Source organism: Emticicia sp. W12TSBA100-4, assembly GCF_040253585.1.
Lineage (GTDB): Bacteria > Bacteroidota > Bacteroidia > Cytophagales > Spirosomataceae > Emticicia.
In genome coordinates this window covers 1-13,253 of record NZ_JBELAU010000033.1, presented here as the reverse complement: position 1 = coordinate 13,253, position 13,253 = coordinate 1, and the positions used below count along the sequence as shown (strand labels likewise).

The following is a 13,253-nucleotide window of genomic DNA, read 5'->3' as shown; positions in this document are numbered from 1 at the left end:
CAACGATAGGTTTATCTTCTCTCCGAAAGTAAAAGTATTGTTGCATAATAGAATCATCAATGGGTGGAAAGCCATCAAAAGCTATCCGTTCTTGTTGCGTTAAAAAGGAAGATGCCATATTATCAGTATAATTAAACGTGCGTTTATTTGGACTTTTACAAACACCTAAACCAAATCACAAAATAATTCTTTTTATGGTGTTATTTGTATATATTTGTTGTATATCAAACAAAGTATATTTAAAGTTTTCTAATATTGAATAACTATATACAATCAGAATGAAAATAGGCTATGCAAGGGTTAGTACCAAAGACCAAGTTTTAGATTTACAAATTGATGCTCTCAACAAAGATGGTTGTGAGATGATTTTTAAAGAGACAGCATCGGGTGCAAAAACTGAGCGACCCGAATTACAAAATCTTTTGAAGCATATCCGAAAGGGTGATATTGTGGTTGTTTACAAACTTGACCGTTTGGGTCGTTCGCTAAAACATTTACTCGAAGTAGTTTCAGAGTTAAACTCAAAAGAAGTTGGTATCAGAAGTATCAATGATGCGATTGATACGACCACTCCACAGGGAAGATTATTCTTTAATATTTCTGCTTCGTTTGCAGAGTTTGAGAGAGACCTAATTCGTGAACGAACAAAATCAGGATTAGAAGCTGCAAGAGCCAGAGGCAGAAAGGGAGGTCGTAGACAGGGCATGACCAAAGAAGCTGAACAAAAAGCGATTCTGGCTGAGACCTATTATAAAGAAGGGAAAATGGGTGTCAATCAAATTGCCGAAGAGATTGGTGTTTCCAAAATGACTTTGTATAAGTATTTGAGGTATAGGAAAGTTAAAATTGGAAATTATAATAAAATCAACTAACTATTTAGTTTGAAAGGTTGATTTTTCGGTTAATTTCTATAAGAACCTCAAAGACTGAGGGACTTTGTTTATAAGCCGCATTATAGAAAATCGGAGTTGTGTTATTCGTCAAATTTCGATGATAGGAAAATGTGGGAGGAGATTGACATAAATCCAAAGACCCAAATACTAAATTTCAAAATACACAATAGATATTTTTTTTGGAGTGTTGATGATATTTTCATGTTCATGACGATTAAATATAAAAATCACATGAAAATATGAGAAAATTGACTGTAAAACTATTAGAAACCCCTGAGCTTATTTTGGAAGCCAACCAACTTGTTAACGATACTTATTACGAAATGTATGGAATCGAGTACAAAGGGTTAGATATAAATTTGTTACAAAATGAAGGTCCTGTTATTATAGGAACACTCAATGAAGAAAATCAGTTGACAAGTACGTTATCTGTATTCGTAAACCCAGAAAAATTTCCTTCAAATCAATTTTTCAATTTTGATGTTCCAGATTTTATCTATACAAATAAATCCATAGAAATTGGAAGACTTTCACGAAACTTTCAAGTAAAACCTGTTTTCGATATTAAACATATTGAACCAATAGCTCTACTTCAAGGACTAATGCACTATTCGAAAAAGCATAGAGTCAAATATTGGCAAGCCACATTACACCCCCATCTTGCATACTTATTAAAACACGAAATGAAATTGCCGTATAACATCTTCTTTCATGGAATTCCAAACATTGATAAAAAAAATGAGCGCTTTACAAAGTTCATGGGAAGCTACTTAGATAATGGTATTTTTTATGTTTGGTCTGACATGCAATTATCCTTTGAAGCCTTAAATAAATGGGATTTAAATCAATTTGTAAACTTTGAAATTTAGAAAAACTATGAAAACATTTCTTAAATCAATTTTCGTTAGCTGTTTTCTTTTTATCGTTCCTGTTCTTTTCAGTCCCAATTTTGATCAACTCATTTGGGACATAAGAATTTGGACAACATTTTCTTTCAGCGTGATTTTGCTTACCTATCAAGGTGAAATAAAAATTAAAAACACACTTATCAATGTAAAAACAGATAAATACAGTACTTTTTTAATTTTTTTATTTGGTATTTTAAGTCAAGTGTTTTCTGTAACAGAATGGATTTATTATTTCAATGATAGTAGGTTAAATGCCAAAGCTTTTACAATTATTGGCTTATTATTCTTATTTATAGGGACAGTAATTCGAATAGATGCTCTTTACAAATTAAATAAAAATTTTACTGCAAATATTACTGAAATAGAAAAAGGCAAATTAATTCAACATGGTATATTCTGTTTTATTCGTCATCCGAGTTATTTAGGTGCATATCTTACCATGTTGGGAACATCGCTATTTTTTGAAGCAATCTATACATTTATTTTTTCAAGCATTAGTTTAATTATTGTTTATTCTTATCGAATTTATTTCGAGGAAAAACAACTTGTAAAATTCTTTAAAAATAAATACATTAGATATAAAAAAAGTACATGGAAAATGTTTCCATATATTTGGTAGAAAAAAAACTTACCCCCATTTTTGGGGGTAAGTTTTTTAATATATATACACTACGTTTGTATCATTAAATGAAAAATCAAATGAAAATCAAAATTAGTATTGCTGACGACCACGTAATTTTGTTGGAAACACTTAAATCTATACTAGAAAGAGAAGAGGAATTTGAAATTTTAGCAACTTATAATAATTCTTTCGAAACGATAAAAGGTATAGAAAAAAATCAGCCAAATGTATTATTGTTAGATTTGAGTATGCCAGAGCAGGGAATAGATAACACACATTTAGCAACTGGATTAGAAGTTCTAGAGTTTATTAAAAAAAGCAACTTGAACATAAATGTCATTGTTTTATCAAACTTTGATGACTTTGCGATTGTCCAAAAAGCCGTAAGGTTAGGTGCAAAATCGTACCTATTAAAAAATGTGACAACCGAGGTTTTAAAACAAGCAATTAGGACTGTATTTTTAGGTAATATCTTTTTCCAAAAAAACATACAAAAAAAAATAAACACACCTGCAATTTTGAATTACCTCACCAATGAGGCACCTCTAATTTTATCAAAAAGAGAAAGAGTAATATTAGACTTGGTGTCAAGAGGTTTTACAACAGGTGAAATTGCATCCAACCTCGAGTTACATAAAGACACAGTTTCTGATTATAGAAATTTATTAATGAAAAAATTTGACGCAAAAAATGCACCAGACTTAATCCGTTTAGCTTATCAATGGAAAATTTTACAATAAAAAAAAATATTATAATAATTTTTAGCTTAATTATATCAGTAGGCTGTAAAAGTGATAAAATCAAGATTACTGATAAACTACAAAAAATTAAATGTAGCTACCTAATTCAAGAAGGTAGTACCTATTCAATCGAAAATATAATTAAGGATTCCTCTCTTTTTAAACCCTTATTTACTAATTGCAAAAATTTTGGAGAAAAAAAGAATGGCGTTTGGCATAAATGCGATCTAAAAAATATTGCTAATATTGATTCAAATTTTATTTTTATTACACGTGGAGTTGACAGTTTAAAGTTCTATGCTGTAATAAATAATAAAATCATCAATTCATCGGTTACAGGTGGACATTTCAACCCCAATACAAGAGATTTTAATAGTCCATTTTCTACTTTTCAATTTACAGTTCTATCAAAACAAAAAGTAAGTCTATATATTTTTGCAAAAAACGTAAATTATAAGCTCAGTTTATTCCCATTTACAATAAAAACTTTAAACGAGGCTAAAACTTTTATTTTGGACCAACAATTACTTCATAGCTGTTATATTGGTGCCATGGTGATGCTTCTTTTATTTGGAACCACACTATTTCTGCTGTTTCGTGATTTACTTTATCTTTATTATAGTGTAGGGGTTGGTTTGTCTTTAGGCATGATGCTGGTAAACTTTGATTATTTTTATATTTTTACAGAGAATCTTCCGGAAGTAATTAGAAACAAAAATATTTATGGCTTTTTTACTTCGGTTCTTCCATTGAATTACTTTTTATTTGCTCAGAAATTCCTCAAGTACGATACTAAAACTAAACTATTTTACCACAAAATAACACCTTATGTTGTGGTCATTAGTTTATTAATTGTTGGACTCTTTTTAGTATCAAATCTAAGTGTTTTTGAGTATCGAGTTATTTTTGAAATTTTAGTTTTTATTCTTTGTGTTCTTCCATTAATTCTTCTTTACAAGAGTTTTAAGCTTAAATACCAACCTGCGTGGATTTTCTTAGTTGCAACTTTTCCAGTTTTGATTAGTGGTATTGTAGAATCATTATCCGAGTTGCACGATATACCTGTACAACTAATGCACAATTATTATTATGTACTCACCTTCTTTGAACTATTCGTTCTTACAATAGGACTAAGCATAAAGTTTAAAAATCTTCAAGAAGAAAGAAAAAAAGTGGTAGAAGAAATGTTGGAAAGGGAGCTATCTGCAAAAGATGCTGAAAGACGAAGAATTGCACTTGACTTACATGACAAACTCGGAGGATTAGTTTCGGCAGCAAAACTAAATTTCAATGTTTTTAAAGATTCTATAACTAAAGACGCTAAAAATAGCGGGTATGAAAAAGGTATGAAAATTTTAGATACAACAGCTCAGACTATCAGGGATTTAGCTCATAGTTATACCACATCTTCGATGTTAAAAGTAGGAATTGTACAGGCATTAAAAGAAATTTATATGAATTCGCAAAACCCCACAATTCATATAAACGATATGAACTTTGAAAAAAGATTAGACCCACAAGTAGAGCATTCATTGTTTATGATTATTCAAGAAGCGATAACCAATGCTGTTAAACACGCTAATGCAAATGAAATATTAATTTTTTTTAATGAAAAGCAAAATCAAATAAGCGTTACCATCGAAGATGATGGGAAGGGATTCCAAAAAGAAGCGATTACGACTGGAATGGGGCTAAAGAACATAAAGTTTAGAGTAAACGAGCAACTAAAGGGCGTAATGTCAATTGATTCATTTCCAGAAAAAGGAACAACAATTCTAATAAAATTTTACAGAGAGTGATGATAATTCGATATCCAATCCGATTTATACTAAAACAAATAAGTTAAAGTTATGAAACGTTCAATTCTATTCCTTTTCTTGGTTCTTTCTGGAATTGCAGCAAATGCTCAATCTACAACGTATGACTTAAACACATCTGATGAAGATTTTTTTAGAGAGGATAGCATACAAAATGAAGAAATTGAAAATTTGAATCTTTTTGGAGCAAACCCAACGCTTTCACAAAAATCGTTGAAAGCATATTTACCCAAACAACTCAATTTAATGGATGGTAAAACGCCTCCAAGTGCAGCTACTATTTGGGCGTTCACTTACCAAGCAATGAGCATTCAATATTGGCTTCAGTATAATCAACCATTGGTCTTCTCCTATTCATATATTCATAATATTATGGCAAGAGGAAATCATTGTCAATTTAATGCTACTTCAATCAACAAATTGACAACACTGCTAAATACTATAGGAACTGTTCAGTATGAAAAATATAGTTTTGTTCCAACGTGTAACCCACCCTCCGAAACATCAATAAAAGCATCTCATTTCAAAGTGGCAGGGGTTGGTCATTTGTTTGATTCGTTTTGTGAAGATGAAAGCATTAACTGTGTCCAATCTAGAAATATCGACAACAAGATTAGTCGCATAAAGCATGCGATTGTTCAGAACAAACCAGTTATCACTCAGTTGAGAGTTCAACATAATTTTTTTAGTTTAAAGTCCGAATACATCGAATACAATAGAACAGAAACCTTACCACAAATCTATAAAACCATTGTTATAATCGGCTATAACGACAAAAAACAATCTTTCGAAGTAACATTTCCTGCTGGCTCGAATTGGGGAAAAGATGGCATCGCTTACCTTCGTTACCACGACCTTATATATGCATCAAAAGCTTTCGTCTTATCGTTAGATGCAAAACCCGTAGTAGCAAAAAATGAACTCAAAAAACAGTCAACTCCAACCAAAATACAAGTAAAACCAAGCCAAAAACAAGATGCTAAAACAGAACATAAACAGAAATCAACACAAGCGAATACCAATACACGAACTGTAAAAAAAGAAAAACCAGCGAGTGAACTCCAAGTTGTGGTTACTCAAGCACCAATAAGTACCATAACGGCAAGTGTTTCTATTAAGAATGTTGTACTTAATGCCGAGCTTCAATTAATTACACAGCCACTACGAATAATCAAAAATGGAAATGTTTTGACTTTGGAAGAAAGTCTATCAGCATCGCAACGCTACCAATTATATGTTAGTGGGCTGAATAATGATAGCTATTTTTATGTGTTGAATATTGAAGAAGACCAAAAACAGGTACATTTCCCGGTTAATAAAACTGTAACTGGAGCTAAAACGTTGAAAGCCCCCCCCTTATCATCCTTTGTGTTATCGCACGATACCGAATTTTTTGTCCCACAACCTCGAATAGACGCAGGTTCTGGTACTATTATCCCTCGTGGGTTTGTAAAAGATGCTCCGCAGAAAGAATATATGGTACTTTTGTTTTCAAAATATAAAATTGATGACGAAATTCGAAGACTGTTAGCATCGCTAACTTATACACCTGATAGTGAAGTTTTTCATTCTAATTTAAAAAAAGTACTTGGAGAAAGATTGGCACAGCCAAACAAAGTAAGCCAAAATGAGAACGGTTATCAACTACAAGCCGAAAGCACATCAGGTACTATTTTACCAACCGTTATAATCATAACTGGAAAATAATATGATTAAAATATTTAAAACAAGCTTATTTTTCCAACACTTTTGCCCAAACCAAAACCATTGGAGAGGGTAAAGTGCAAAAAAATATCAATAAGGGCGAAGCCGAACGTAAAGCCCTGATTATTGGTAATCAGAATTATAACTTTGTTCGAAAGTTAAATAACATCTACAACGATGCTGATAGCATGAGTGTTGCGCTTCAAGCAATTGGTTTTAAAAAACCAACCGTTGTAAAGGATACCGATTATGCAAGCATGATGGATGCCATTGATAGTTTTGTTGAAAATTCACATCGGAACGATGTGGTATTTTTTTATTTTTCTGGTCATGGCATTGGGCTACATAACAACAACTGGCTTTTACCAATAAACTTCGATGCCACTTGTTTGGAACAAGTTAAAAACAGAGCTATCAATGTAGAGGAATTACGAAAACGCATCCAAGATAAAGAAGTGAGAAACCTTTTTTTAGTTCTAGATGCTTGTCGTGATGAAACCATTACCGAAAAATGCCCTACCAAAAACGCCAACCCTAATACAAAATTAGTGGACATTGAGGCTAACTCAAGTGGCTTTTTGCAGGCTTTTGCAACGGGATATGGCAAAACATCAACCTATAAAAGTTATTTCAATAAAAATAGCCTTTATACCGAATCGCTATTGCTGTATATCCGATAGCCCTTAGAACTTACTACTATTTTTAAAAATGCAGGAAACAGAACCTACCAAATTAGCTCCCAATTAAATAAAAAAAATTCTGCAATTGACGTTCAAGAACCTATTCTAAACATACGCATCTATGAGGATTTTTATTTTTTAAAAAACCAAGAAGTTAAACTCGAATCCGAAATTTCTATTTCAGAAGCCGAAATAACAAACCGTTTAGAAAAGGCAAAAGATTTTTACAACAAGAAAGACTATAAATCGGCATATAACCTATTTTTATCCATTAATAAAAACAAGAATGCTCAAAACTACTTAGGAGATATGTATTATTTTAGTTACGGCGTAGAAAAGAATTATACCACAGCCGTTGAATGGTACAGAAAAGCCGCTGACCAAGGATATGCCACGGGGCAAGTCAATTTAGGCCTTATGTATCAATACGGCTATGGCGTAGAAAAGAATTATACCACAGCCGTTGAATGGTACAGAAAAGCCGCTGACCAAGGATATGCTAAGGGGCAAGGCAATTTAGGCCTTATGTATCAATACGGCTATGGCGTAGACAAGAATTATACCACAGCCGTTGAATGGTTCAGAAAAGCCGCTGACCAAGGATATGCTACGGGACAAGTCAATTTAGGCGTTATGTATCAAAATGGATATGACGTAGAAAAGAATTATACCACAGCCGTTAAATGGTTCAGAAAAGCCGCTGACCAAGGATATGCTAAGGGGCAAAATAATTTAGGCGTTATGTATCAAAATGGCTATGGCGTAGACAAGAATTATACCACAGCCGTTGAATGGTACAGAAAAGCCGCTGACCAAGGAGATGCTACGGGGCAAGGCAATTTAGGCCTTATGTATCAATACGGCTATGGCGTAGAAAAGAATTATACCACAGCCGTTGAATGGTTCAGAAAAGCCGCTGACCAAGGAGATACTACGGGGCAAAATAATTTAGGCGTTATGTATCAAAATGGATATGGCGTAGAAAAGAATTATACCACAGCCGTTAAATGGTTCAGAAAAGCCGCTGACCAAGGAGATGCTACGGGGCAAGGCAATTTAGGCTTTATGTATGAAAATGGCTACGGAGTTAATAAAGACATAAAAATAGCCAAAGAATGGTACAGAAAAGCCGCTGAGCAAAGAGATACTAATGCCCAAGCGGCCTTAAAAGATTAGAAAAATAGTTTACTCCCCCCATTTTTGGGGGTTTACTTGGTCGTTTTTTGCCTTTACATTTACAAAAAATACGATGTAAATGAAAGCAAACCACCCGCAAAGCGACATTCTTTTTCTGGAATCAAGAATAAACTATACCCTTGTTTATTATAAAAATGGTAAAACAGAACTCTTGAGCTATACCTTGAAGAAAGTAGAAGCACAACTGGCTTCAACCAAAAGTACTTTTTTAAGAATTCACCGCAGTTTTTTAGTCAATCAAGAACATATCAAAAGGTGCAACGACACGAATGTACAACTTTCAAACGGAATTATATTGCCCGTGGCAAGAAGGCGTAAACAGTATTTAAACTAAAGGAAATGCCATGAAGTTGAAAATTCTATATATCCTATTTTTTTACAAATTAACTTTTACGTCGCTTGCTCAAAGCTCAAGCGATGATTTACCACTTGAGGATGTTCAACGTTATGCTATCCTACTGGGGAATCAAAATTATGAAACCCCCAATTTTAAATTAAATAATATCTACAACGACCTTAGCGACACACAACAAGCTCTTGAAAGCATCGGTTTTACAACAAAAATTTTTGGTAGAAACCTATCTACACCAACTTTTCGGGAGCTTATAAAGTCTTTCTAGCAACAAATCCCACAAGTCTATTGTTTATTTTTTTACTTTTCAGGACACGGTTATATTCCAGCGAAAGTGAGCCACCTGTAGATAAGTAAAAAACGATAAAATAGACCGTTGCTTGTAAGTATTTTTTTACTTAAAATACTTATGTCATGGCAAATCATCGCATCACAATGAAACAAATACATCAACTCATTAGCTACCAAGTCAAAGGCAAGGGTAAGTGATGGATAGCACTAAATTTAGGACTTTCAAGTCATAAAGTTGACAATTATTTAGGCTATTTATGTTCAAAATTTCGAGAGGATTTGCGTCCATTATTGACATGGGACGAAGAATCCTTAGCTCGTTTGATTCAAAGACAGGGTTCACCAACAACTGGTCAAGAGCTATCTTTACTTTTCCCACAATATGAAAAAGAACTACAAAAAGTTGGCGTAATACGTTTGATGCTTTGGGAGAAGTATTGTTTAACCACCAAAGATTCGGTTAATTTTTCTCGTTTTTATCATTATTTTAGACTTTGGCAATTATCTTTTTAATATAGATGTAATTTGGGCTACTAAAATAATTCCTTGAGACTTCAATATTCCTACTCAAATTCAATTTGAAATTTTCAGCAAAGTGATGACGAATTTTGTACTTTCTTTTAATTTTACCCAAATTCGAAAAAATCAGCGGGTAACCTTTTAAAGCCTTTAACATCTTGTAGATTTCGATTAAGTCAAAAATATAGTTTGAATAATTGCTTATTTCTTTTTTCCAACATAATCCACCCGCTTTGTTCTTTATGAATAGAAATAATCTCTAAATCTCTTTCCTCATTTACGATTTTTTTCGTTTCAAGCGTCATTTTATTCGTTGTCGAAAAGATATGCCAGTTTAGTTCTTTTTCATTGACTAATATAAATTCTATTTCTGATTGAGCTAAAGGTTTTATGTCCAAAATCGTATCGTTTGTCAACTCCGAACCAACTTGTTTTGTCCAATAAACGGTGTCGTAGTTCTGGGTAGAAATAAGTGCCAAATACCCTTGTGAATTTTCAGCGTTAAATAGGTTACTGAGTTCGCTTCCTGCAAGTAATAGCGAAGTATCGCCGTGCATCTCAATGGAATGTAAAATTTGTAATCCTGGGTAATTCCATGATTTTTTCACTTCTCCTCTATCGCTCACAATTCCGAAGTCGTTGCCATACGAATAAAAAATGTCATTGTTTTTGAGTAAACAAAGCGTTTGCAGTTTAGCTGCATATTGGGGAATTGAAATATACGAAATAGCATCGTTTTCCAAATTATAAGCCAAGTACTTTCCTTTTTGGTTAATTAGTTCGGTAAAAACCATAGAACCATTTTGGAAAGGCACCCCAAGCAAATGATTTTCTAACTGAACAATTTGGGTAAAGTTGCCGCTTTTTCTGTCTATGGTTGCTATAAAAGATCCGTAATCAATCGTAAAAAAACAGCTTACTTTTTCTTCAAACAAAAATAATTGAGGCTTTGTTTTTAGTTCACCTATAAGTGGATAAGTTCGCAACCACTGCAAGGTATCTGAATTGGAATAATACTCAAGCGAAAGTTGATTTTTAACGCTGTTAATTGGCAATCTGCCACCTACTAAATAGTTTCCATTTGGAAAAGAAATAGTGGATTCAACAGAATTGCATATTGTTTTTATTGGCTTTTCTAAAGGTTGTGCGGTTAGTAGCGAGGAAAACACATAAGTAAAAAGGAAAATTAGGAAAGTCTTCATGGCTATAAAATTTAGCGTTGTATGGATTTTATCTATGGTTAATTTCAATAATAAGTGGTAAAATATCGCCTGAAGCATTCAAACTCCGAAGAGTTCCTTTTGCACTATCTGTTCTATAATCTATATTGTTTGTAGCAATCATTCGACCCGACAGTGCAATATTCAAGCGTTCACTAATATTCGCATTTCTATTTGGGTTATTCTCCAAATTTCGGATAATATAAGGCAAGTCGGCCGACAAATCTTTTTTTGAAGCCAGAATAATGATATGGTCTTGCACTCCACCTGTTATTTGTAAAGGATAATCTGGTTCAGGAAATAAAATTGGAGTTCCTTTGGCGACTATAACATCATCAATTTTTGAACCCGCTGATTTTATTTCTCTTGGCCAATGCTTAGCCACTTTAAAATCGCTTGCATCTTGGCTTAAAACATATAAATACATGTCCGGACTTAGGTTTTTGATAACCCCATAAAACTGGTCACCGAGTTTGTAGTTTTGATTGGCTCTGTACAAACCCTGTCCGACATAACTTAGACCTTCAATTCTATCATAGATATTTTGTAACTCAAAACTTGTCCCTAAACCATTGGCTTGTTCAGTTGTACGTTGGGGCGAGTTGGGGGTAGTATTGATTGGTACAACATTAAAAATAAATGCAGCACTCATCATTGTCTTCCGAAGGTCATCGGCAAGTATATAAAAATAACCATTATCACCCCATTCACTTCCCCAACTATTGGCAATGATAAAGTAGGTTTGCTGTAATTCTCGGTCTATGTCATAGCCTACAATCGTAATGGCATGTCCTATATTACTTAAATTATTTGTCTGGCGATAATATTTTAAACGTCTAAAATTATAGTCTGCTAAACTCCCCACTGGTAAGCCAGTTACAACAGGATAGCCGTTTGTCAAAGCCAACTTAATATTATATACAATCTCATCTCCTTTACAATCCACATTTCTTTCAATTCCATTCTCGTCTTTGTAATTTCCACATAATCTTTGCTGATTTACAGCCCTGAAACTAGGACTAAAATTTACTGCATTTGCTCTACAAACCAAATCAGGGAAAGTTGAATAGGAAACTCCTCCATTATTTTCTAAGTCTTCAACAACAAAATTAATGTTTTGAAAGTCACTACAAGTCGAGTGATTTCTGATAATATGATACAAAGGCGAAAGAGCAAACTGGGTTGGGTTGACCGCTACTTGTTTTAAATATGCCAGTCGAGTACCAGCTGCGTAGTAAGCGGTGGCTATCGAAACACACGTGTTATTACCTTGACCTTGGTGTACAATTTCAGGTACAAACGGACGAAGGTCAACGTTAAGTTTTGCGTCACTTTTAGTCGATTTTGTACCCACTCGACTATTATCTCCCAAATTTATCAGTGGCATACGCTCATAACTTGCTTGGTCTATTTTCATACCTTGTCCCAAGCTAACAAATGGTAGGAAGAAAAGTAAAATTGCAATTGTTCTTTTCATTTTTGTAAGTATTAAAATTGTTCTTTTTTAGTATATCGGTTTATATTTCGAATTATCATCATGATATTGAAAAAAATAGCCAACAAAGGCTTACTTCAAGACATAAATTATAGTATCTTCGACGCCTTCCTTCTTAATTGTGGGGTGTTGTTCGGTTAGGTTTTTGCTACGGTTTTGAGCAGGCACTTTTTTTGCTAAAAAGTCATACAACTCACCAAGCGTAATTTGGCCATCGTTGTTTTTATCTGCTTTACCTTGTCTAAGTGCCTGTTGAATGGCATAATCAAAACTACAGTGTTGCCAATCGGTATGTTCAAACGATAACTCGTATCCTGTACTGCTGCTTAGCATAACCCAACCGGGAGGTGTTTCGGCTACTACCTTGCTGATGTCGGGGTGTGCTTTGCCGCCACTAAAACAGACATCCATTAATACCACATGCTTGCTGGGGCGTTTTTCTAAAAATGCTAATACATCTTGCTTATAGCGTAAGGTGGTATTAGTTGGAGCTAAGGGGGCATAATCGCGGGCTTCGATGTTAAAAGTTGAGTCAGGCGATGGTAAATCATGCGACGAAAAGAAAATTAACACCACATCTTGTGGACCTATTCGGGTATCATTTCCTAAGCGTTCCATAGTTTGTTTGATGGCGGCAGCGTTTGTTTGAACGCCAGTAAACGCTGTAACATACACTTCTTTAAACAACACGCCCTTTTGTTTCACAAACAATTGCTTGATGTACTGGGGATCGTTGCTTGTGAACTTTAGGTCGCTGGCTTCTACGCCAAAGCAATATACAAACAAATTAGGTTGGTTGATGTCGTCGTAATACA

At 33.8% G+C, this 13,253-nt stretch carries 13 protein-coding genes; 10 read left to right on the top strand and 3 right to left on the bottom strand.

The window, feature by feature from the left end:
* Positions 1-278 precede the first annotated feature (278 nt).
* From ABR854_RS25375 to ABR854_RS25330, 10 genes are all read left to right on the top strand, one after another.
* Complete coding sequence (locus ABR854_RS25375) at positions 279-872, top strand: recombinase family protein (RefSeq protein ID WP_350268667.1); 594 nt, start codon at positions 279-281, stop codon at positions 870-872.
* A 260-nt stretch (positions 873-1,132) separates the two neighbouring features.
* Positions 1,133-1,762 (top strand): hypothetical protein, encoded by a 630-nt coding sequence (locus tag ABR854_RS25370; protein ID WP_350268666.1) that lies wholly within the window; start codon positions 1,133-1,135, stop codon positions 1,760-1,762.
* Positions 1,763-1,769: 7 nt separating this feature from the next.
* On the top strand, positions 1,770-2,420 hold the full coding sequence (locus ABR854_RS25365) for a methyltransferase family protein (protein WP_350268665.1): 651 nt from the start codon (positions 1,770-1,772) through the stop codon (positions 2,418-2,420).
* Between the two features lie 80 nt (positions 2,421-2,500).
* Complete coding sequence (locus ABR854_RS25360) at positions 2,501-3,163, top strand: response regulator (protein WP_350268664.1); 663 nt, start codon at positions 2,501-2,503, stop codon at positions 3,161-3,163.
* Positions 3,145-4,962: a sensor histidine kinase gene (locus ABR854_RS25355; protein ID WP_350268663.1), complete on the top strand. Its 1,818-nt coding sequence runs from the start codon at positions 3,145-3,147 to the stop codon at positions 4,960-4,962. Before ABR854_RS25360 ends, ABR854_RS25355 begins: the two co-directional genes overlap by 19 nt.
* Before the next feature lie 51 nt (positions 4,963-5,013).
* Entirely contained in the window at positions 5,014-6,687 is a 1,674-nt protein-coding gene (locus tag ABR854_RS25350; protein WP_350268662.1) for a C1 family peptidase, read from the top strand.
* Between the two features lie 74 nt (positions 6,688-6,761).
* Positions 6,762-7,364 carry a caspase family protein gene (locus tag ABR854_RS25345; protein WP_350268661.1) on the top strand — a complete coding sequence of 201 codons (603 nt, stop codon included), beginning with the start codon at positions 6,762-6,764 and terminating at the stop codon, positions 7,362-7,364.
* An 18-nt stretch (positions 7,365-7,382) separates the two neighbouring features.
* On the top strand, positions 7,383-8,540 hold the full coding sequence (locus ABR854_RS25340) for an SEL1-like repeat protein (protein WP_350268668.1): 1,158 nt from the start codon (positions 7,383-7,385) through the stop codon (positions 8,538-8,540).
* Between the two features lie 79 nt (positions 8,541-8,619).
* Positions 8,620-8,895, top strand: a complete 276-nt coding sequence (locus ABR854_RS25335; RefSeq protein ID WP_350268660.1) for a LytR/AlgR family response regulator transcription factor — start codon at positions 8,620-8,622, stop codon at positions 8,893-8,895.
* 588 nt (positions 8,896-9,483) lie between these two features.
* Positions 9,484-9,717, top strand: a complete 234-nt coding sequence (locus tag ABR854_RS25330) for a hypothetical protein (RefSeq protein WP_350268659.1) — start codon at positions 9,484-9,486, stop codon at positions 9,715-9,717.
* 182 nt (positions 9,718-9,899) lie between these two features.
* Here ABR854_RS25330 and ABR854_RS25325 read toward each other — a convergent pair whose 3' ends face one another.
* The 3 genes from ABR854_RS25325 to ABR854_RS25315 form a co-directional block, all read right to left on the bottom strand.
* On the bottom strand, positions 9,900-10,925 hold the full coding sequence (locus tag ABR854_RS25325) for a hypothetical protein (protein WP_350268657.1): 1,026 nt from the start codon (positions 10,923-10,925) through the stop codon (positions 9,900-9,902).
* Positions 10,926-10,953: 28 nt separating this feature from the next.
* The gene (locus tag ABR854_RS25320; protein ID WP_350268656.1) at positions 10,954-12,420 is read right to left on the bottom strand and encodes a C1 family peptidase; all 1,467 of its coding nucleotides are present in this window, start codon (positions 12,418-12,420) and stop codon (positions 10,954-10,956) included.
* 90 nt (positions 12,421-12,510) lie between these two features.
* Positions 12,511-13,253: caspase family protein (locus ABR854_RS25315; protein ID WP_350268655.1), on the bottom strand; the 743-nt coding region annotated here is incomplete at its 5' end.

Coding starts and splice junctions, on each gene's coding strand:
- ABR854_RS25375 (WP_350268667.1), top strand. CDS start 279: ATGAAAATAGGCTATGCAAGGGTTAGTACCAAAGACCAAGTTTTAGAT.
- ABR854_RS25370 (WP_350268666.1), top strand. CDS start 1,133: ATGAGAAAATTGACTGTAAAACTATTAGAAACCCCTGAGCTTATTTTG.
- ABR854_RS25365 (WP_350268665.1), top strand. CDS start 1,770: ATGAAAACATTTCTTAAATCAATTTTCGTTAGCTGTTTTCTTTTTATC.
- ABR854_RS25360 (WP_350268664.1), top strand. CDS start 2,501: ATGAAAATCAAAATTAGTATTGCTGACGACCACGTAATTTTGTTGGAA.
- ABR854_RS25355 (WP_350268663.1), top strand. CDS start 3,145: ATGGAAAATTTTACAATAAAAAAAAATATTATAATAATTTTTAGCTTA.
- ABR854_RS25350 (WP_350268662.1), top strand. CDS start 5,014: ATGAAACGTTCAATTCTATTCCTTTTCTTGGTTCTTTCTGGAATTGCA.
- ABR854_RS25335 (WP_350268660.1), top strand. CDS start 8,620: ATGAAAGCAAACCACCCGCAAAGCGACATTCTTTTTCTGGAATCAAGA.
- ABR854_RS25325 (WP_350268657.1), bottom strand. CDS start 10,925: ATGAAGACTTTCCTAATTTTCCTTTTTACTTATGTGTTTTCCTCGCTA.
- ABR854_RS25320 (WP_350268656.1), bottom strand. CDS start 12,420: ATGAAAAGAACAATTGCAATTTTACTTTTCTTCCTACCATTTGTTAGC.